Below are 21,261 nucleotides of genomic sequence, written 5' to 3' on the forward strand. Positions count from 1 at the left end.
ACTCAGAAGTGAAACGATGCATCGCCGATGGTAGTGTGGGGTTTCCCCATGTGAGAGTAGGTCATCGTCAAGATTAAATTCCGAAACCCCTATCTGCTGATGCAGGTAGGGGTTTTGTTTTGCCTGCGGGAAAGTTCTTACGACACGCTCGGAAAGCTTCCGGCTGCCACAGCCCCCCGACAGTGCTAAGGTTCTGCCCTAGCTTTTTGTATTTTCAAGGAAGCCCTCATGCCGGACGCAACGTCCCTAAACCCAGCTTTCATGGTGGTCCATGGGAATCGCCTTGATGAGCTGCGCAGTCTGGTCATCAGCTTGATGCGGCGCTATCCGCTGGCTCCTCTTGAGAATGAAATCGCGCTGGTACAAAGCAACGGTATCGCCCAATGGCTCAAGCTGGCCCTGGCTGAGGACCCTGAGGATGACGACACCGGCGGTTGTGGTATCGCAGCGGCCATTGATGTGCAACTGCCGGGCAGCTTCATGTGGCAACTCTATCGGTCCGTGCTCGGCAGGGACCAGATCCCAGCCAAGTCCCTGCTGGACAAGGCGCCGCTGACCTGGAGGTTGATGCGCCTGCTGCCACAGTTGATCGAACAACCCCATTTCGAGCCACTGCGACGCTTCCTTACCCATGACACCGACCTACGCAAACGCTATCAATTGTCCGAGCGCCTGGCGGACCTGTTCGACCAGTATCAGGTATACCGGGCCGACTGGCTGGAAGACTGGGCGGAAGGTCGACACCAGACAAGAAACGTCCGAGGCGAAATCAAGCCGCTCGCACCAGCAAACTGCTGGCAAGCCGAACTATGGCGGGCCTTGTTGCTGGACGTGGGAGAACAAGGCATGGCCCAAAGTCGTGCGGGCGTCCACCAGCGCTATCTCGAACGTATCAACAGTCTGGAAGTTGCTCCGAAGGGCCTGCCCTCGCGGGTGATCGTGTTCGGTATTTCTTCGCTACCCGCCCAGGCACTCGAGGCGCTGGCCGGTCTGTCTCGGTTCAGCCAGGTTCTTCTATGCGTTCATAACCCGTGTCGCCACCATTGGGCGGACATCGTTGCCGACAAGGATCTGCTGCGCCATCAGTACAAGCGTCAGGCACGCAAGACCGGCATGCCCGTATTACTCGACTCCCACACCCTGCACCAACATGCCCATCCGTTGCTGGCCGCCTGGGGCAAGCAGGGGCGTGACTATATCAACCTGCTCGACAGCTATGATGATCCCAACAGCTATCGATCGGTATTTCGCGATGGCCGTATCGACCTGTTCAGCGAAGGGAATCCCACTACCATCCTCGGTCAGCTGCAGGATGACATCCTTGAACTGCGGCCTCTCAACGAAACCCGAGAGCATTGGCCTTCCGTCGATACGGCGCGAGACAGGTCCATCCGCTTCCATGTCGCCCATAGCGCGCAGCGTGAAGTGGAGATTCTCCATGATCAGTTGCTGGCTCACTTCAGCGCGGATCCCTCCCTGCGTCCTCGGGATATCATCGTCATGGTCCCGGACATCGACAGTTATGCGCCGCATATCCGTGCGGTGTTCGGCCAGCTCGATCGCACAGACCCCCGTTTCATTCCGTTTACCCTGACCGACCAGGGCCAGCGTGGACGTGATCCGCTGCTGATCGCCGTCGAGCACTTGCTCAAGCTTCCCGACAGTCGCTTCCCGGTGAGCGAGATTCTCGATTTGCTGGATGTCCCGGCGCTGCGTGAGCGATTCGGCATCGACGAGGCCGACTTGCCGACTCTGCATCGCTGGATCGAAGGGGCAGGCATACGCTGGGGAATGAGTGCCGAGCATCGTGCCGGGCTCGGATTGCCTGCTGAGCTTGAGCAGAACAGCTGGCGTTTCGGTCTGCGTCGCATGTTGCTGGGGTACGCCGTGGGCAGTTCGGACGCTTATGCGGGTATCGAGCCCTACGACGAAATCGGTGGGCTGGATGCGGCGTTGATCGGCCCTTTGGTGGCTCTGCTGGATGCGCTCGAAGTGGCCCATCTGGAGCTCACCCAACCTGCCTCACCGCAACAATGGGGTTCGCGTCTACACGATCTGATGCAGCTGTTCTTCCAGGCGAGCAGCGAGCATGACGACTATCTGCTCGCCCAACTCGAAGACTTGCGCGAAACCTGGCTGGAAACCTGTGAGTCGGTAGGCTTGCACGATGAGCTGCCGCTGACGGTTGTGCGCGAGGCCTGGCTCGCCGGGTTGGACCAGGGTCGATTATCCCAGCGTTTCCTGGCGGGAGCCGTCAATTTCTGTACCTTGATGCCTATGCGTGCAATTCCCTTCAAGCTGGTGTGCCTGCTGGGAATGAATGATGGTGACTACCCGCGCGCCCAACCGCCGCTGGATTTCGATCTCATGGGCACCGACTATCGGCCAGGCGATCGTTCCCGACGTGAGGATGATCGTTATCTGTTGCTGGAGGCGCTGCTTTCGGCCCGCGAGAAGCTTTATATCAGCTGGGTCGGGCGCAGTATCCGGGACAACAGTGATCGACCTGCGTCGGTATTGATTGGGCAGCTTCGGGATCATCTTGCCAGTGGGTGGCGGCTGGCAGACGGCGGCGAGAATCTTCTAGAGGCGCTGACCCAGGAGCACCCCTTGCAACCGTTCAGTGCCCGCTACTTCCATCAAGGCGATGGGCTGTTCAGCTACGCCAGCGAATGGCGAATGCTTCACAGTGCTCAAGATCACACCGCTAACGTCCAGTTGCTGGAGCCCTATGTCCAGGAAGAACCGTTGGGCCTGGGACAGTTGCAGGATTTCCTGCGCAATCCCGTTCGCCATTTCTTTAGCCAGCGCCTGAAAGTGTTCTTCGAGGCTATCGAGGCCCCCTTGGGCGACGATGAGCCTTTCGTGCTCGACGCCCTGCAACGCTACAGCCTGAGCGACAGTTTGCTTGAGGCGGCCCTGGTTCGTCTGGATCAGCCGGATCTTGCCCTGGCCGCCCATGCCAAGCGCTTGCAGAACAGCGGTCTGTTACCCATGGCCGGTTTCGGTGAACACATGCAGCGTGAGTTGATCGAGCCGCTGCCGGACTTGATCCAGCGTTACCAACAACTCCTGGCCTTATGGCCGACCCCATTGACCAGCGCCGTGCCCGTCAGCCTGCAATTGCACGGTGTAAGTGTAGAAGGGTGGCTCGGCGGCCTGCACCAGCGTTCCGATGGGGCGGCCCTTGCCATCACCGCCATTCCCAACAGCATCGGCGCCACCAGGAGTCGAAAATGGCATCGCCTGATACGGCCCTGGGTCAATCATCTCGTGGCGTGCGCGAACGGCCTGTCATTGACGACAGCGCTAGTCGCCAGCGATGACAGTCTACTGCTAGCTCCTTTTGAAGAGCCGGTAGCGCGCGAACTGCTGGGCAATCTGTTGCAGGCCTGGCAGGCCGGTATGCGCCAGCCGCTACCGGTCGCCGTCAAGACCGCTTTCGCCTGGCTGGGTCAGACTGAGCCGGTCAAGGCTGAAGCGGCGGCTCGCAAAGCCTATGAAGGCGACGGGCAGAACTCTGAAGGCGAACGACGGGAAAGTCCGGCCCTTGCCCGGCAGTTCGCCGATTTCGATGCCTTGATGGCTGACGAAACATTTCCCGATTGGTGCGATGCGCTTTACCGGCCATTGCTTGAAGCCCCTTGGCGTTCATCGGCTGATGAGGAGGCGCGCTCATGAGCCGACAGGCACCCCTGGCCCTGGCGTTTCCGCTACGTGGCAGCCAATTGATCGAAGCCAGCGCCGGTACCGGCAAGACCTTCACTATTTCGGCGCTCTACCTGCGCCTTGTGCTGGGGCATGGTGGCTCGGCGTCCGGGTTTGGGCGCGAGTTGCTGCCTCCGCAAATCCTGGTGGTGACCTTCACGGACGCCGCCACCAAAGAGCTGCGTGAACGTATCCGCACGCGCCTCGCGGAAGCCGCACGCTTCTTTCGGGACGAAATTCCCGCTCCGGATTCGTTGATCGCCCAGTTGCGTGACGAGTTTAGCGCCGAGCAATGGCCCGGCTGCGCGAACCGGTTGGACATCGCCGCGCAGTGGATGGATGAAGCGGCCGTCTCGACCATCCACAGTTGGTGTCAGCGCATGCTGCGCGAACATGCATTCGACAGCGGCAGCCTGTTTACCCAGACCCTGGAAACCGATCACAGTGAGTTGCTCGGTGAGGTGCTGCGCGACTATTGGCGGCTGTTCTGCTACTCGATGCAGGGCGAGGCGCTGAACTGGGTGCGTACGCACTGGGGAGGGCCCGCTGCGTTGTTGCCGCGAGTCAGAGGCCTGTTTAACAGTGAGCGCGACAGCGGTGCCGGGCTTGAGCCTGCTGAACTCATTGCGGCAGCCCTGCAGGAACGCAGTACCGCGCTGCTCGATCTCAAGGCACCCTGGCGGCAATGGGCCGTGGAGCTATTGGAGATCTGCCAGCAAGGCGTCGCCAACAAGAGCGTCGACGGGCGCAAGATGCAGGCCCGTTACTTCGAGCCATGGTTCCAGAAAATCACGGCTTGGGTGGAAGACGAAAGCCTTGAGCTGTTGGACATCGGCACCGGCTTTACCCGGCTGACCCCCGAGGGCATGGCCGAGGCGTGGAAGGGGGAAGTGCCCAGCCATCCGGGGTTGGATGCCATGTCCAGTCTCAAGGCCAGCCTGGATGCGCTACCCACGCCACACGCTGCGGTGCTGCAACATGCCGCGCAATGGGTCGGGGCGCGCTTCGAGGCCGAGAAGCGTCGTCGCGCGGAGATGGGTTTTGACGACATGCTGCTGCGCCTGGATGCAGCGCTCCAGGCCGACGGCGGGGAGCGTCTGGCAAGCCTGATCCGCGAGCAGTTCCCGGTGGCGCTGATCGACGAATTCCAGGATACCGACCCGGTTCAATATAGGATCTTCGAGAGTATCTACCGGATTGAAGACAATAATCCGGAGACGGGACTGTTCCTGATCGGCGATCCGAAGCAGGCGATTTATGCCTTTCGCGGTGCCGACATCTACACCTACCTGCGGGCCCGGGAGGCCACCGCCGGCAGGTTGCATACACTGGGAACCAACTTCCGCTCCAGCCATGCCATGGTCGATGCGGTCAACCATATTTTCCAGAATGCCGAATCCCGCTCGCAGGGACGCGGGGCATTTCTGTTTCGTGAGCCGTCGGGCGAGAACCCGGTGCCGTTCCTGTCCGTTGAATCCCAGGGTCGCAAGGAGTCCTTGGAGGTCGCCGGTCAGGCCGTTGCGGCATTGAACATCTGGCATCTGCCGTCGGATCAGCCGCTCTCCGGTGCGGTGTACCGTCAACACCTGGCTGCCGCGTGCGCCAGCGAGATCACTGCGTTGCTCAACGGTGGCCAGTCGGGCCGCGACGGCTTTACCGTCGATGGGCAACCCGTTAGAGGACTGCGTCCGGCAGATATCGCCATCCTGGTGCGCGACGGCAAGGAGGCGCAGGCCGTGCGAGACCAGTTGTCCGCCCGGGGTGTGCGCAGTGTCTATCTGTCGGATAAAGACTCGGTCTTTGCCTCGCAGGAAGCGCGAGACTTGCTGACGTGGCTCAGGGCTTGCGCCGAGCCGGATGTCGAACGACCGCTACGAGCGGCGTTGGCCAGCATCACCTTGAACCTGCCGCTGACCGAGCTTGAGCGTCTCAACCAGGATGAGCTGGCCTGGGAATCGCGGGTCATGCAATTTCGAGGCTACCGTACCGTCTGGCGCACCCAGGGGGTGCTGCCCATGCTGCGGCGTCTGCTGCATGATTTCGAGTTGCCCCAGGCGTTGATGGCGCGCAGCGATGGTGAGCGAGTGCTGACCAACCTGCTGCACCTGTGCGAACTGCTGCAACAGGCCGCCGGCGAGCTGGATGGCGAGCAGGCCCTGATCCGGCATTTGTCCGAGCACCTGGCCTTGTCCGGGCCGGCGGGAGAAGAGCAGATCCTGCGGCTGGAAAGCGATGAACAACTGGTCAAGGTGGTCACGATCCACAAGTCCAAGGGGCTTGAGTATCCATTGGTGTTCTTGCCCTTCATCTGTTCGACCAAACCGGTGGATGGCAGTCGATTGCCCCTGCATTACCACGATGAGTCCAACAAGGCCCAGATCAGTCTGACGCCGACGGCGGAGTTGATCGCCAAGGCCGATGACGAGCGTCTGGCCGAAGATCTGCGACTGCTCTACGTTGCCCTGACCCGCGCACAGCATGCCTGCTGGTTGGGTGTCGCGGACCTCAAGCGGGGCAACAACAATAGCTCGATCCTGCATTTGTCCGCGCTGGGGTATTTATTGGGTGGCGGTGCGCCGTTGAGCGAATCGGTTGCGCTGCGGCGCTGGCTCGAGGACCTGCAACAAGGCAACGCCGCAGTGAGTTGCCAAGAGGTGCCCGAGGCCACCGACGAACGCTATCAGCCCCCACGTAACGAGGCGGTGCTGCTCCAACCTTTGGTGCCCGTGCGCAAGGCCAGTGAGAACTGGTGGATTGCCTCCTACAGCGCGTTGCGCATTGGCGAGAGCCTGAGTGAAGGCAGCGATGCCGCGCCAGAAAATCCACAAGCGCAGAAATTGTTCGACGATGAACGACTTGACCCGGATGCGCCAAGGGAAGTGATCGCGGCGGGCGGCGACATCCACCGCTTTCCCCGCGGTCCCAATCCCGGCACGTTCCTCCATGGCCTGCTGGAGTGGGCTGCCGGAGAGGGCTTTTCAGCGCAACCGGCAGTGATCGAGGATGCCATTGCCCGACGCTGCAATCGCCGGGGCTGGAAGGGCTGGATCACCACACTGAGCGACTGGCTCCAACATCTGGTGCAAATGCCCTTGCAGGTCGCAAATGGCCATAGACCTGTGGTCTTCTCGCAGTTGAGTCAATTCCAGGTCGAGATGGAGTTCTGGTTCGCCAGCCACAAGGTCGATGTGCAGAAGCTTGATCAGCTGGTATGCAAGTTCACCCACGGCGGAGTGGCCCGCGTCGCCGCCGAACCGGTGTTGCTCAATGGCATGTTCAAAGGCTTCATCGACCTGACGTTCGAGCACGATGGCCGATATTACGTGGCCGATTACAAGTCCAACTGGCTGGGTGTCGATGACATGGCCTACACCTCGCAAGCAATGGAACAATCGATCCTGGACAATCGCTACGACCTGCAATACGTGTTGTACCTGTTGGCCCTGCATCGCCAGCTCAAGGCGCGCCTGCCCGACTATGACTACGACCGGCATGTCGGCGGCGCGTTGTATCTGTTTCTGCGGGGCACCCGCTCCGCCAGCCAGGGAGTGTATTTCGTCAAGCCGCCCCGGACCTTGATCGAACAACTGGATCGACTGTTCCAGGGGGCGCCCGAACCCAAGGCTGAACCGGCGTGGGTACAGGGAGAGTTGCTATGAGCCGTTCCTTCGCCGACCTGCTTCCCAAACCGTCCGATGACGAGAATCAGGTCGCCCTGACGCCCTTGAGTCGTGCAGATGATCTGCTGTTGCTGCTTACGCGCTGGGTCGAACGCGGTTGGTTGCGTGCCCTGGACAAGGCATTCGTCACTTTCCTCCATGAGCTGGCGCCCGACGATGATCCGCTGGTCCTGCTCGCGGCAGCATTCACCAGTCATCAGCTGGGCCACGGCCATGTCTGCCTGGACCTGTTCGAAACCCTCAAGGAACCGGACTTCGCCTTGTCGTTGCCGCCAGAGGGAGACTTGCAGACCGGCGTGTTGCCGTCACAGATCCTGACTGGGCTGGACGGCCCTCACTGGTGCAAGGCCCTGGCCGCCAGCCCCTTGGTGGCCCTGGCGGTCGATGAAAGTGAAGACGCCCGGCAGCGTCCTTTGGTGCTGTCTGGAAAACGCCTTTATCTGCGCCGCTATTGGGGTTATGAGCGGCGGATCGATGAGGCATTGCGCCAGAGGCTGGCGGACCATGAGGCTGCTCCCGACGATCTGCGTGAGCGCTTGGACGGGTTGTTCGGGCCTGCCAGAGCCACGGGGCCGGTGGATTGGCAGAAACTGGCGTGTGCGCTGGCGACCCGAGGGGCTTTCAGCATCGTGACTGGCGGGCCGGGCACCGGCAAGACCACCACCGTGGTGCGCCTGCTGGCGTTGCTTCAGGCTCCGGCCGTCGAGAACGGAAAACCGCTGCGGATTCGCCTGGCGGCCCCCACGGGCAAGGCGGCGGCACGCCTGACGGAGTCCATCAGCCAGCAGGTCAGGACCCTGGATGTGGACGAGTCAGTGCGCGAACGCATTCCCTGTGAAGTGACCACGGTCCACCGTCTGCTGGGCAGCCGTCCCGGCACCCGGCATTTTCGTCATCACAGCGGCAACCGGCTGCCACTGGATGTGCTGGTGGTCGATGAAGCGTCCATGATCGACCTGGAGATGATGGCCAATCTGCTGGACGCACTGCCGTCCCACGCACGACTGGTGTTGCTGGGAGACAAGGACCAGTTGGCCTCTGTAGAAGCCGGTGCAGTGCTCGGCGATCTGTGTCGAGACGCCGAGGACGGCTGGTACAGCCCCCGGACCCGGGCCTGGCTTGAGGCGGTCAGTGGCGAAAACCTCGCGGCCACCGACTTGCAGCAAGACCTCGACGGTACCCATCCCCTGGCACAGCAAGTGGTGATGCTCAGGCATTCCCGGCGTTTCGGCGAGGGCAGTGGGATCGGTCAGTTGGCCCGGTGGGTCAACCAGCAACAGCCGGAAAAGGCCCGTCAGTTATTGGCGCAAGGTCAATTTGCCGACCTGCTTTGCCTGGTGTTGAAGGGCGAACACGATGGGGCACTGGAGCGTTTGTTACTCGAAGGGCGACCAGGAGGGCCACAGGGCTACCGGCATTACTTGAACCTGCTGCGCGAGCGCCGCCCGCCCAGTTCCCGGCCCTTGGAAGACAGTTGCTGGGTCGATTGGGCGCGCGAAGTCCTGTCGGCGTTCGACGAGTTCCAGTTGCTTTGCGCGGTACGCAGGGGGCCGTGGGGCGTCGAGGGGCTGAACCAGCGGATCACCACCGCGCTGCTCAAGGCCCGCCTGATCGAGAGCGATCACCAGTGGTACGAAGGACGTCCGGTCTTGATGACTCGCAATGACTACGGGTTGGGCTTGATGAACGGTGATATCGGCATCGCCCTCAAGTTGCCCGAGCGTGACGGGCCGGATGCCGGCAAACAGGTGCTGCGGGTCGCTTTTCCGCGTAACGATGGTCAGGGTGGCGTGCGCTTTGTCCTGCCCAGCCGCTTGAATGATGTGGAAACCGTGTATGCCATGACGGTACACAAATCCCAGGGCTCGGAATTCGCCCATACGGCGTTGATTCTCCCGGATGCGTTGAACCCGGTATTGACCAAGGAGCTGGTCTACACCGCCATTACCCGGGGCAAGCAATGGTTCAGTCTGATAGAGCCGCGCCCGGGCGTGTTCGAGGAGGCGGTCCGGCGTAAGGTCAAGCGCTTGAGCGGTTTGATGCTGGAGCTTGCGAACGTAATCGATTGATCAGCTTTTGGGAGCGACATTATTCCGCCTGCGTTTTACCCGCAGTTGTCAGAAACGTCCGTAGGACGGTGTCTCGCTGGCATTTGGGCGCTGTGCTATCTTTCCGGCACTTTTTTTAAAACAAGAGATTTCCATGAAGCTGGCTGTTCGGGGGGCAGTGCGCGGCGGGGGCTGGAGGCGTTATCTGCTTGCCGGTTTCCTCTGTACGTTGCCACCTGCGGTTATGGCCGAGGAGCCCGAATCAAGCCGGGCCGAGCAGCGCGCCGAAGCGGTCACCCAGGTGGTCCTGGGCATCCTCAGTTATGCCCGCTGGCCCGTGGAGCCAGCACAACTGCAACTGTGCATTGTCGGGCCCACTCAATACACCGACGACCTGGTCAAAGGCACGACGCAGGCCACCGGTCGGCCCGTTACCGTGCAGCGCTTGCTGATCGACCATCCGGATATTGCGACGGCCTGCAACGCGGTCTACATCGGCAAGCTGACCAGCGATGAGCGTTCCCGCTTGTTTACCTCCCTGATCGGCAAGCCCGTGTTGAGCATCAGCGAAGGCGGCGACCAGTGCACCGTTGGTAGCCTGTTCTGCCTGCGGGTCGGTGACGAGCAGGTGTCGTTCGAAGTCAACCTCGACTCGGTGGCGCGCAGTGGCGTGCGTATCCATCCGAGCGTCCTGCAACTGTCGCGACGCAGGGCGGCGACGCCATGAGCCTGGACAAGCCGCGGGTCCGTCCCACCCTGGGATCGGTCATCGGTCGTGGTCATCTGATCGTCGCCCTGCTGGCGATCACCATGGCCAGCGTTTCCCTGACCTTGCTCGGGGTGCTGGCGCTGCGGGTCTATGCCGATCACAACCTGCACCTGATTGCCCGTTCGATCAGCTACACCGTGGAAGCCGCCGTGGTCTTCGATGACTCGGCCGCAGCCACCGAAGCGCTGGCGCTGATTGCCTCTACCGAAGAAGTTGCCGATGCCCAGGTGTTCAGTGGGAATGGGCGTCTGTTGGCGCGCTGGCAACGGCCGGAAACCGGTCTGTTGTCGGAACTGGAAATGCACATTGCCAAGGCCTTTCTGGAAAAGCCCATCAGCCTGTCGATTGTTCATCAAGGGCAGAATGTCGGCCGGATTCTATTGGCCGGCCATGGCGGCAGCTTGTTGCGTTTTTTGCTCAGCGGCCTGGCGGGGATCATCTTGTGCACTGCGGTCAGTGCCTGGGTGGCGCTCTATCTGGCGCGGCGCCAGCTGCGAGCGATCACCGGGCCGTTGCGCCGATTGGCCGAGGTGGCGCACGCCGCGCGCAGTGAACGAGCGCTGGACCGACGCGTGCCGCCGGCGGCCATCGCCGAGCTGGATAACCTGGGCAATGACTTCAATGCACTGCTCGATGAGTTGGAGTCCTGGCAGACGCACCTGCAAAGCGAGAACGAAACCCTCGCCCACCAGGCCAGCCACGACAGCTTGACGGGGTTGCCGAACCGGGCGTTCTTCGAAGGACGGTTGATCCGCGCCTTGCGCAATGCCAGCAAGCTCAACGAGCAGGTCGCCGTGCTCTATCTGGACAGCGACCGCTTCAAAGGCATCAACGACAATTTTGGCCACGCCGCCGGAGATGCGGTGCTCACAGCAGTGGCGACCCGGGTCCGGGCGCAGTTGCGTGAGGATGATCTGGTAGCACGCTTGGGCGGCGATGAGTTCGCCGTGTTGCTGACGCCCCTGCACAAGGCCGAGGATGCCGAGCGGATCGCTGAAAAGATCATCGCCAGCATGGAAATGCCGATCCAGTTGCCCGGCAATGCCTCGGTGCTGACCTCCCTCAGTATCGGCATTGCCGTTTACCCCGATGATGGCGCCACCCCCGGCACTTTGCTCAATGCCGCCGACGCGGCGATGTACCAGGCCAAGCGCCTCGCCCGAGGCGGCCAACACACGGCGGGGTCGGATAACCCTGTCGCTGATCTTCAAACCAGGAGCTAATTCGTGCGTTCATTTCATCGACCCAGCCTGCACCGGTTCGTCGTGTTTTTGTTCATGGCCATCGTCGCACTGGCCGGCTGCCAGACCGCCCCGCCACCCAAAGGCCTGACCCCGGCACAGATTGCGCTACTCAAGGAGCAGGGTTTCACATTGACCGACGAAGGCTGGGCCTTTGGCCTGTCGGGCAAGGTGCTGTTTGGTAGCGATGTGGAAAGCCTCAACACGGCCAGCACCGAGATAGTGGAGCGAATCGGCAAGACCTTGCTGCTGGCTGGAATCGAACGGGTACGCGTCGATGGGCATACAGATGCCTCCGGCTCCCAGGCTTATAACGAGCAACTGTCGATACGCCGTGCCAACAGCGTGGGCAAGGTGCTGACAGGCGTGGGGATGCGCGAAGAGAACATCCAACTGCGCGGCCTTGGCAGCAGCAAACCGGTGGCCTCCAACGACACGGCCAGCGGACGCACCGAAAACCGCCGCGTGGCCATCGTGGTCATCGCCGACTAGTCGGCGAACACGATCTCCCGGCTTTCGCCCATCAACAACGGCTGGTTCTGCTCAGTCACCTCCCTGATGTAATCCCACAGCAACGTGATCCGCTTGAGCTTGCGCAGGTCCTCCCGGCAGTACATCCAGAACTGCCGGGTGACGGTGATTTCCTCTGGCAGCACAGGCAACAGGCGTGGGTCCTGGGCGGCGAGGAAGCACGGCAGGATCGCCAGCGACCGGCCCTGCTGGGCCGCCACGAATTGTGCAATCACGCTGGTGCTGCGCAAATGGGCGCTGGCGCCGGGCAGGACGTTGGCCAGGTAGAGCAGCTCCGAACTGAACGCCAGGTCGTCCACGTAACTGATGAACGAGTGCTTGCCAAGATCTGCCGGGCGCTGGATCGGTGGGTGGCTGTCCAGGTATTGCTGGGTGGCGTAGAGCTGCAACCGGTAGTCGCACAGTTTGCAGCAGACATAGGGTCCATGTTCGGGACGTTCGAGGGCGATGACGATGTCGGCTTCGCGCTTGGACAGGCTGATGAAGTGCGGCAACGGCAGGATGTCCACCGAGATGGCCGGGTAGTCATCGACGAAGCGGCTCAATTGCGGGGTGATGAAAAAGCTGCCGAAACCTTCGGTGCAACCCATGCGCACGTGGCCGGACAAGGCGACGCCCGAGCCTGAAACCTGCTCGCAGGCCATGTGCAGGGTGCTTTCGATCGACTCGGCGTAACCCAGCAGGCGCTGGCCTTCGGCCGTGAGGACGAAGCCATTGGTCCGGGATTTTTCGAACAGCAGCGTGCCCAATGAAGCTTCCAGCGAGCTGATGCGGCGCGACACCGTGGTGTAGTCGACAGCCAGGCGCTTGGCCGCCGTACTGGCTTTGCGAGTGCGGGCCACTTCGAGGAAAAACTTCAGGTCATCCCAATTCAACGAACCCAGAGAGGTGATGTTTTTTTGCATGATGGACCGGCTTTTATGTGCGTTCTTATTGGAAGTTTGCACATCTATACTCCAAAAATCGCCTCATCGCCAAGGTGTCTGTGCACCTTGGTCTCGGCTGAACCAGCGCTCTCTATAAGAACAATCCCGGAGGCCAGCATGAATGTTTCCCTTACACCCAACGACACTGCCCTGCACACCGTCAAACTGTTGATCGATGGCGAGTGGGTTCAATCCCAGTCCAGCGAATGGCATGACATCGTCAACCCCGCCACCCAACAGGTGCTGGCGAAAGTCCCGTTTGCCACCGCATCGGAAGTCGATGCCGCCATCGCCGCTGCCCAGCGAGCCTTCCAGACCTGGAAGCTGACGCCCATCGGCGCGCGGATGCGCATCATGCTCAAGCTCCAGGCGCTGATTCGCGAGCATTCCAAACGTATCGCCACAGTGCTGAGCGCCGAGCAGGGCAAGACCATCGCCGATGCCGAAGGTGATATTTTCCGAGGCCTGGAGGTGGTCGAACATGCCTGTTCCATCGGCACCCTGCAAATGGGTGAGTTCGCCGAGAACGTTGCCGGAGGCGTGGACACCTACACATTGCGCCAGCCGATCGGCGTGTGTGCAGGCATCACGCCGTTCAACTTCCCGGCGATGATTCCGCTGTGGATGTTCCCGATGGCCATCGCGTGCGGCAATACCTTCGTGCTCAAGCCTTCGGAGCAGGACCCGCTGTCGACCATGCTGCTGGTGGAGCTGGCGGTCGAGGCCGGCGTGCCGGCGGGCGTGCTCAATGTGGTGCATGGCGGCAAGGACGTGGTGGACGCGCTGTGCACCCACAAGGACATCAAGGCGGTGTCCTTCGTCGGTTCGACCGCGGTCGGCACCCATGTGTATGACCTGGCAGGACGCCATGGCAAGCGCGTGCAGTCGATGATGGGCGCCAAGAACCACGCGGTGGTGTTGCCCGATGCCAACCGTGAGCAGACCCTCAATGCCTTGGTCGGCGCCGGTTTCGGTGCGGCGGGCCAGCGTTGCATGGCCACCTCGGTGGTGGTGATGGTGGGCGCGGCCAAGCAATGGTTGCCGGAGCTCAAGGCCCTGGCGCAGAAGCTCAAGGTCAATGCCGGCAGCGAGCCGGGCACTGACGTCGGGCCGGTGATTTCCAAGCGGGCCAAGGCGCGGATCCTTGAGTTGATCGAGAGCGGCGTCAAGGAAGGGGCGAAGCTGGAGCTCGATGGTCGTGGCGTCAGCGTGCCGGGCTATGAGCAAGGCAACTTTGTCGGCCCGACCCTGTTTTCCGGGGTCACCACCGACATGCGCATCTACACCGAAGAGATCTTCGGCCCGGTGCTGGTGGTGCTGGAAGTCGACACCCTGGATGAGGCCATCGCCGTGGTCAACGCCAATCCGTTCGGCAACGGCACGGGCCTCTTCACCCAGAGCGGTGCGGCGGCGCGCAAGTTCCAGAGCGAAATCGACGTCGGCCAGGTGGGAATCAACATTCCGATCCCGGTGCCGGTGCCATTCTTCAGCTTCACCGGTTCGCGCGGTTCGAAACTCGGCGACCTCGGCCCTTACGGCAAACAAGTGGTGCAGTTCTACACTCAGACCAAGACCGTTACCGCGCGCTGGTTCGATGACAACAGCGTCAATGACGGCGTGAACACCACCATCAATTTGCGTTAAGGAGCCGGACATGAACATCGCATTTATCGGCCTTGGCAACATGGGCGCCCCCATGGCGCGCAACCTGCTCAAGGCTGGCCATTCGCTGAACCTGTTCGACCTGAACCAGGCGGTACTGGCCGAACTGGCGGCGCTGGGCGGCACTGTCAGTGCCTCGCCTCGCGACGCGGCCCAGGGCGCTGCGCTGGTGATCACCATGCTGCCGGCCGCTGCCCATGTGCGCAGTGTCTGGCTGGGTGAAGACGGCGTGCTGGCAGGGATCGCCGCCGGCACGCCGGCCGTGGATTGCAGCACCATCGACCCACAGACCGCCCGCGAGGTCGCCGCTGCCGCCGCCAGGCAAGGCGTGGCGATGGCCGATGCGCCGGTCTCGGGTGGCACCGGCGGCGCGGCGGCCGGTACGTTGACTTTCATGGTCGGCGCCACGGCTGAGCTGTTCGCCACCTTGCAACCGGTGCTGGCGCAAATGGGCCGCAATATCGTGCATTGTGGTGATGTCGGCACCGGGCAGATCGCCAAGATCTGCAACAACCTGCTGCTGGGGATTTCCATGGTCGGCGTCAGCGAGGCCATGGCCCTTGGCGATGCGTTGGGCATCGACACCCAGGTATTGGCCGGGATCATCAACAGTTCGACGGGGCGCTGCTGGAGCTCGGACACCTACAACCCCTGGCCGGGCGTGATCGAGACAGCGCCGGCGTCCCGTGGCTACACCGGTGGCTTTGGCGCCGACCTGATGCTCAAGGACCTGGGTCTGGCGACCGAAGCTGCGCGGCAGGCTCGTCAGCCGGTGGTGCTCGGGGCGGTGGCGCAGCAGTTGTATCAGGCAATGAGCCTGCGGGGCGAGGGCGGCAAGGATTTTTCGGCGATTGTTAACAGCTATCGCAAGCCGCAGTAAGGATCGTCCTGGACTGTGCCGAGGAGCCTTTGTGGCGAGGGAGCTTGCTCCCGCTGAGGTGCGAGGCGCCTCTTGAAAATGCGGTTGCTGCGCCCTGGTGCGCCAGCCCGGCCGAGCGGGAGCAAGCTCCCTCGCCACAGGGACCGCGCAAAGCATATTGAGGTTTGTTTTCCGAGAGCCCATGTCGGGTGGCCTCTCGGATTTTTTGCCTCAGGCAAACACGAAATATTTGCGCACGGTCTCGACCACTTCCCAGGTGCCTTTCATGCCTGGCTCGACGACAAAGATGTCACCGGCCCGCAGGTGGATCGGTTCCATGCCATCCGGGGTGATCACACAGTAGCCTTCCTGGAAGTGGCAGTATTCCCACTTCACATAATCCACCCGCCATTTGCCAGGGGTGCAGATCCAGGTGCCCATGATCTTGCTGCCGTCTTCGCTGGTGTAGGCGTTGAGGTTGACGGTGTGTGGGTCGCCCTCGAGTTTTTCCCATTTGCAGGCGTCGAGTACGGGCAACGGATGGGTATCGCGCAGGACAGTGATGGGTGCGGTCATGGGGGCTCCGAAAATGCGGGCAGAAGAGAGCAGGCACCCTAACGCGCCAGTGCGTGCGGGGAGTGTCTGTGCTCGACATCGGCTTGCCCAGGAGCGCGCATCAGTCCGCCAGATGCCGGGCCAGCGCCTTGGCATAGGCCGGCAGGCCTTCGAAGTTGCGGGCGCAGAGCAACAGCGCCCGATGCGCCCAGGCCTCCTGCAACGGAATGGCTTGATACGACGGCTCAGGCGGTCGACGGTCGATGGCGGCCTTCGGCACGATGGCGATGCCGGCGCCGTGGGCAACCATGCGGATCATCCCGTCGAAGCCGTCGGCGCGGATGCGGATCTGCATGCGCATCCCGGTGTGCAGCGCCTGTTCCTCGAGGTAGATGGCCAAGGCGCTGGAGGCATCCAGGCCGACATAGTCGTAACCCAGGGTCTCGCTGAAGCTTGGCGTGTGACCGTCAGCCAAGGGGTGACCGCTGGGTAGGATCAATACCAGTGGATCATCGCGAAACGGCCAGGTCTGAAGACCCGCCCTATCGACTGCGTCGGAAACGATCCCCAGGTCTGCCGCACCCTGGCGCAGCGCATGGGTGATCCGTGCGCTGGGCAACTCTTGCAGATCGATATCCAGATTCGGCTGACCCTTGAGGAATCCGGCCAGCAGTTCGGGCAGGTACTCGGTCATGGCGCTGGTGTTGCACAGCAGCCGGACCCGGCCTTTGACGCCTTGGGCGTATTCGGCCAGGTCCTGCTGCAAGTGTTCGGCGTGTTGCAGCAAAACCCGGGCATGTTGCGCCAGGGCCTTGCCCGCCGGCGTGGGGGTGACGCCGCGCCGACCGCGTTCGAGCAGGCCGACGCCCAGGGATGCCTCCAGGGCGCGGACCCGGGCACTGGCCGCAGGCAGGGACAAATGGCTGCGAACGGCACCGGCGGTGATGTTGCCGGTGTCGAGGATGTTCAGGAAGAGGCGCAGGTCGGTGAGGTCGAAGTGCATGGGGGATGTGATCCTGTGCCGGGTTTTGTGTTTTGTAGATGCATCGCCTTCGCGAGCAAGCCCGCTCCCACATTTGAAATGCATTCCCCTGTGGGAGCGGGCTTGCTCGCGAAGGCGCCAGTAGCATCAACAAAACTTACAGCCTCTTGCTGGATGAGAGGCACCCTCAGTATATGCCAGATTTAAAATCCGCCCGCCAAGGCGCACCATAGCCCCATGGACACACTCATCGCTTTCTACCAAAACCTCGGTCTGGCACTTTCCCTGCTGGTCATCGGCACTTTCCTGCTCGCCGGTACGATCAAGGGGGTGATCGGCCTCGGCTTGCCGACGATTTCCATGGGGTTGCTCGGGCTGGCTATGGCACCGACGCAGGCTGCGGCGTTGCTCATTATTCCGGCCACCCTGACCAACCTCTGGCAACTGGCCTTCGGTGGTCATCTGCAAACCTTGATCCGACGACTGTGGCCGCTGCTGTTGGCGATTTTCGTCGGCACCGGCTTCGGTGCGCTGTGGCTCGGCATGACGGGAGGCGCCTGGGTGGTGCGGGCCCTGGGCGGGGCGCTGTTGCTGTATGCGCTGAGCGGGTTGTGCCTGCCAACGCTGCGGGTCGCGTCACGGGCCGAGCGGTGGCTGGCCCCGCTCTGCGGCGTGCTCACCGGCATCATCACCTCCGCCACCGGCGTGTTCGTCATTCCGGCGGTGCCTTATCTGCAAGCGTTGGGCTTGAGCAAGGACGAGCTGGTGCAAGCCCTGGGGCTGTCGTTCACCGTTTCGACGCTCGCCCTGGCCGCCGGCCTGCTGTGGCGCGGCGCCCTGGGCGGTGGTGAACTGGGTGCTTCGTTGCTGGCGTTGCTACCGGCCCTGGCGGGGATGTGGCTGGGGCAGTGGCTGCGTCAGCGGATCAGCACCGTGTTATTCAAGCGGGTATTTTTTGTGGGCCTGGGCATGCTCGGCGGCCACCTGCTGATCAGCGGCTAGCCGAGGACGGGCTGAGCATGTCGACCCGGCGGATTTCGAAGTCGCGCTCCAGATAATCCATGCGCTGCTCGAAGAACTGCTTCATGTGCGGCAGGTTCGAGTGCACGTCCAGGTGCGCCTGGGACGCCCAGATCTCGTAGAAGATGAACAGCGTCGGGTCCTGTTGGTCCCGCAGCATGTGGTACTCAATGCAGCCGGGTTCGGCGCGGCTCGGTTCGACGTAGGCGCGGAACAGCGCTTCGAAGGCTTCGGCTTTTTCCGGGCGGGTCTTGGCGTGGAGGATGAAACCGTGCAGATCGCTCATCGAATTGATCCTTGAATGAAAGGCATTGAATTCTATGGCAAGAATAAGGTGTCCATTCGTGCGTATGGATCAAAACAGTTTTGCCCTTTCGATGGTTATTCCGCGTGAGGCCGATCGATATCCTGCCGCCATCATTTTCAACCTTCCATTCGGTGACAGGCCAACGGCCCACCGTGGAACTGATGAGGCATTCGATGAAAAAAGTCCTGTTACTCAACGGCGGCAAACAATTCGCCCACTCCGACGGTCGCTACAACGCAACGCTGCACGACACCGCCGTCAGCGTGCTGGATCGCGGCGGTCTCGACGTGAAAACCACTTTCATCGACGGCGGCTACGACATCAAGGAAGAGGTCGCCAAATTCCTCTGGGCCGACGTGATCATTTACCAAATGCCGGGCTGGTGGATGGGCGCGCCGTGGACCGTGAAAAAGTACATCGACGAAGTCTTCACCGAGGGCCATGGCAGCCTCTATGCCAGCGATGGCCGCACGCGTTCCGATGCGTCGCAGAAATATGGCAGCGGCGGTTTGGTGCAAGGCAAGCAATACATGTTGTCCCTGACCTGGAACGCCCCGCAGCAAGCCTTCGACGACCCGACCGATTTCTTCGAAGCCAAGGGCGTGGACGCGGTGTATTTTCCGTTCCACAAGGCTAACCAGTTCCTGGGCATGACCGGTCTGCCGACCTTTCTTTGCGTGGACGTGATGAAGCGTCCGAATATCGAGGCGGATGTGGCGCGGTATGAGCAGCATTTGATTGAGGTGTTCGGCCTTTCGCGGTAACCGGCTACTATCGGGTCTTACCCGAAGGCAAAGATGCACCCAGGGCAGGAGCGCTTTTGTGGCGAGGGAGCTTGCTCCCGCTCGGCCGGGCTGGCGCCCCAGCGCGCAGCGGCCGCTTTTTCGGGCCTGCTACGCAGTCCAGCGGGAGCAAGCTCCCTCGCCACAAAGGCTGCCTCGCTCCCGTTGTGCGTTTGATGAGAGGACAGCTGTGAAAGCCAGATCCGACGAATTGCAGATTTTCGTCTGCGTAATCGAGTGCGGGTCGATTTCCGCCGCCGCCGAGCTGGTCGGGCAGACGCCGTCGGCGGTCAGCCGCACGTTGTCACGCCTGGAGGCCAAGCTCGATACCACGCTGATCAACCGCACCACTCGGCGCATGGATTTGACCGAGGAGGGCAAGTTCTTCTTCGAGCAGGCCAAGGGCATCCTCGATCAGATGGATCAGTTGGAAGAGCGTCTGTCGTCGCGCCAGAAACACCCCGCCGGACGCCTGCGGATCAACGCGGCCTCGCCCTTCATGCTGCACGCCATCGTTCCGCACATCGAAGAGTTCCGCAGGCTTTATCCGGACATCCAGCTCGAACTCAACAGCAACGACCTGATCATCGATCTGCTGGAGCAAAGCACCGACGTCGCCATTCGCATCGGCACCCTCACCGACTCGACACTGCATGCCCGGTCATTGGGTTGCAGTCCATTGCATATCCTGGCGAGCCCCGAGTATCTGAAGCAACACGGCACACCTTCGACGGTTGCCGAGCTGGCGGATCATGCGTTGCTGGGTTTCGCCCAGAATGACGGCCTCAACCAATGGCCCCTGCGTCATGTTCATGGTGATCGCTGGCCGATCCAGCCGGCCATCAGCGCTTCCAGCGGCGAAACCGTGCGCCACCTGGCGCTGCAAGGGCAGGGCATTGCCTGCCTGTCGGACTTCATGACCCGCGATGACATCCAGGCCGGGCGGCTGAAGGTGTTGCTGGCGGATGCCAACAGCGGATACCGCCAGCCGATCAACGCGGTGTACTACCGAAACTCCCAACTGGCCTTGCGCATCCAGTGCTTCCTGGACTTTATCCAAGGCAAACTGGCCGAGTACGCATCGCGGGAATTCAAGGGCTGATTCGTGATTCTGCGGCAAGAGTGATTTGGGCAAGGCGGCCTGTTTCGTCAGGGATCGGTCCTCGATACTCCTCCCATCACTGATTCAGCCAAGGAGTTTCACATGAACGTATTCATCACAGGTGCCGCCGGTTTCATTGGCGGTTCCATCGCCACCGGGTTGGTGCGAGCCGGGCATCAGGTTAGCGGTCTGGTGCGCAGCGCCGAACAGGCGAACGAGCTGACCGCGCTGGGCATCCGACCGGTCATCGGCACCCTTGAAGACGGCGCACTGTTGGGCGAACAGGCGCGTGCCGCCGATGCGGTCATCAATGCGGCCAGCAGCGATCACCGCGGCGCCGCCGAAGCCCTGGTCGAGGCACTCAAGGGTTCGAACAAGGTGCTGTTGCACACCAGCGGTTCGAGCATCGTTGGCGATGCTTGCGGCGGTCGAACCAGCGATGACATCTACCAGGAAGACAACCTGCCACAACCCACTGCCGACAAGGCTGCCCGGGTCGCGATCGACAACCTGATCCTGGAGGCGGCAAAACATGGCGTGAATTCGGCGGTGATCTGTAACACCTTGATCTACGGCCACAGCCTGGGCGTCAAGCGTGACAGCGTGCAACTGCCGCGCTTGCTCAAGCAGGCGCGTAAGAGCGCGGTGGTGCGGCATGTCGGGCCGGGGCAGAACATCTGGTCCAACGTGCACATCGAGGATGTGGTCCAGCTGTATTCCCTGGCCCTGACCCGCAATGTGCCGGGCACATTCTACTTTGTCGAAAGTGGCGAAGCCTCGTTCATCGACATGACCACCGCCATGGCCCAGGCGCTGAACCTGGGTCAACCCCAGGACTGGCCGCTGGCCGATGCCGAAGCCGAATGGGGTTATGAGATGGCCAACTACGGCCTGGGCTCCAACAGTCGGGTACGGGGCCAGAACGCCCGTGAACTGCTGGGCTGGGCGCCGAAGCGGACCTCGGTGGTGGAATGGATTCTTCACGAGATGGTGTGAGGGTAAAAACCCCTTGCCCACCGCAACCCCCTGTGGGAGCGGGCTTGCTCGCGAAAGCGGTTTGTCAGACCCCGATTCGTCACTGACACTGCT

General features: G+C 61.9%; 16 protein-coding genes. 12 read left to right on the forward strand and 4 right to left on the reverse strand.

The genetic code is table 11. The features are described 5' to 3' along the window. The first annotated feature begins 228 nt into the window (after positions 1–228). The 6 genes from recC to RGM2987_RS03965 all read left to right on the forward strand — a co-directional run bounded on the left by recC (position 229) and on the right by RGM2987_RS03965 (position 11,938). A complete protein-coding gene (recC, locus tag RGM2987_RS03940) occupies positions 229–3,681 on the forward strand; it encodes an exodeoxyribonuclease V subunit gamma (protein WP_245138807.1) in 3,453 nt (1,150 codons plus the stop codon). Continuing rightward, complete coding sequence (gene recB, locus RGM2987_RS03945) at positions 3,678–7,367, forward strand: exodeoxyribonuclease V subunit beta (RefSeq protein ID WP_245138808.1); 3,690 nt, start codon at positions 3,678–3,680, stop codon at positions 7,365–7,367. The genes recC and recB overlap by 4 nt, the downstream gene beginning before the upstream one ends. After that, positions 7,364–9,457 (forward strand): exodeoxyribonuclease V subunit alpha, encoded by a 2,094-nt coding sequence (recD, locus tag RGM2987_RS03950; RefSeq protein ID WP_245138809.1) that lies wholly within the window; start codon positions 7,364–7,366, stop codon positions 9,455–9,457. The genes recB and recD overlap by 4 nt, the downstream gene beginning before the upstream one ends. A 133-nt stretch (positions 9,458–9,590) precedes the next feature. Beyond that, positions 9,591–10,163 carry a YfiR family protein gene (locus tag RGM2987_RS03955; RefSeq protein WP_245138810.1) on the forward strand — a complete coding sequence of 191 codons (573 nt, stop codon included), beginning with the start codon at positions 9,591–9,593 and terminating at the stop codon, positions 10,161–10,163. Next, entirely contained in the window at positions 10,160–11,428 is a 1,269-nt protein-coding gene (locus RGM2987_RS03960) for a diguanylate cyclase (RefSeq protein ID WP_245138811.1), read from the forward strand. Before RGM2987_RS03955 ends, RGM2987_RS03960 begins: the two co-directional genes overlap by 4 nt. A 54-nt stretch (positions 11,429–11,482) precedes the next feature. Then, positions 11,483–11,938 carry an OmpA family protein gene (locus tag RGM2987_RS03965; RefSeq protein WP_245138821.1) on the forward strand — a complete coding sequence of 152 codons (456 nt, stop codon included), beginning with the start codon at positions 11,483–11,485 and terminating at the stop codon, positions 11,936–11,938. Here RGM2987_RS03965 and RGM2987_RS03970 read toward each other — a convergent pair. Beyond that, positions 11,935–12,882 (reverse strand): LysR family transcriptional regulator, encoded by a 948-nt coding sequence (locus tag RGM2987_RS03970; protein ID WP_245138812.1) that lies wholly within the window; start codon positions 12,880–12,882, stop codon positions 11,935–11,937. The genes RGM2987_RS03965 and RGM2987_RS03970 overlap by 4 nt on opposite strands. A gap of 138 nt (positions 12,883–13,020) precedes the next feature. Here RGM2987_RS03970 and RGM2987_RS03975 point away from each other — a divergent pair, with 138 nt between their 5' ends. Together RGM2987_RS03975 and mmsB are read left to right on the forward strand one after the other, a co-directional pair. Then, the gene (locus RGM2987_RS03975; protein ID WP_245138813.1) at positions 13,021–14,547 is read left to right on the forward strand and encodes a CoA-acylating methylmalonate-semialdehyde dehydrogenase; all 1,527 of its coding nucleotides are present in this window, start codon (positions 13,021–13,023) and stop codon (positions 14,545–14,547) included. A 10-nt stretch (positions 14,548–14,557) separates the two neighbouring features. Further along, on the forward strand, positions 14,558–15,445 hold the full coding sequence (gene mmsB / locus RGM2987_RS03980) for a 3-hydroxyisobutyrate dehydrogenase (RefSeq protein ID WP_245138814.1): 888 nt from the start codon (positions 14,558–14,560) through the stop codon (positions 15,443–15,445). A 210-nt stretch (positions 15,446–15,655) separates the two neighbouring features. Here the strand turns inward: mmsB and RGM2987_RS03985 are convergent, their stop codons facing one another. Both RGM2987_RS03985 and RGM2987_RS03990 read right to left on the reverse strand, forming a co-directional pair. Then, entirely contained in the window at positions 15,656–16,000 is a 345-nt protein-coding gene (locus tag RGM2987_RS03985) for a cupin domain-containing protein (RefSeq protein WP_039592382.1), read from the reverse strand. 100 nt (positions 16,001–16,100) lie between these two features. Continuing rightward, positions 16,101–16,982: a LysR substrate-binding domain-containing protein gene (locus RGM2987_RS03990; RefSeq protein ID WP_245138815.1), complete on the reverse strand. Its 882-nt coding sequence runs from the start codon at positions 16,980–16,982 to the stop codon at positions 16,101–16,103. Positions 16,983–17,198: 216 nt separating this feature from the next. Between RGM2987_RS03990 and RGM2987_RS03995 the strand changes: the two genes are divergently transcribed. Then, entirely contained in the window at positions 17,199–17,963 is a 765-nt protein-coding gene (locus RGM2987_RS03995) for a sulfite exporter TauE/SafE family protein (RefSeq protein WP_245138816.1), read from the forward strand. Here the strand turns inward: RGM2987_RS03995 and RGM2987_RS04000 are convergent. Continuing rightward, entirely contained in the window at positions 17,953–18,267 is a 315-nt protein-coding gene (locus RGM2987_RS04000; RefSeq protein ID WP_245138817.1) for a putative quinol monooxygenase, read from the reverse strand. The genes RGM2987_RS03995 and RGM2987_RS04000 overlap by 11 nt on opposite strands. A 194-nt stretch (positions 18,268–18,461) precedes the next feature. On the opposite strand from RGM2987_RS04000, the gene RGM2987_RS04005 reads away from it, so the two are divergent. From RGM2987_RS04005 to RGM2987_RS04015, 3 genes are all read left to right on the forward strand, one after another. Continuing rightward, positions 18,462–19,052: an NAD(P)H-dependent oxidoreductase gene (locus tag RGM2987_RS04005; protein WP_245138818.1), complete on the forward strand. Its 591-nt coding sequence runs from the start codon at positions 18,462–18,464 to the stop codon at positions 19,050–19,052. A gap of 208 nt (positions 19,053–19,260) precedes the next feature. Then, positions 19,261–20,172, forward strand: coding sequence for a LysR family transcriptional regulator (locus RGM2987_RS04010; protein WP_245138819.1), 912 nt, complete (start codon positions 19,261–19,263; stop codon positions 20,170–20,172). A gap of 102 nt (positions 20,173–20,274) precedes the next feature. Continuing rightward, complete coding sequence (locus RGM2987_RS04015; protein WP_245138820.1) at positions 20,275–21,168, forward strand: NAD-dependent epimerase/dehydratase family protein; 894 nt, start codon at positions 20,275–20,277, stop codon at positions 21,166–21,168. The last annotated feature ends 93 nt before the right edge of the window (positions 21,169–21,261 follow it).

The organism is Pseudomonas sp. RGM2987 (assembly GCF_022952855.1).
In the GTDB taxonomy this organism is placed as follows: domain Bacteria; phylum Pseudomonadota; class Gammaproteobacteria; order Pseudomonadales; family Pseudomonadaceae; genus Aquipseudomonas.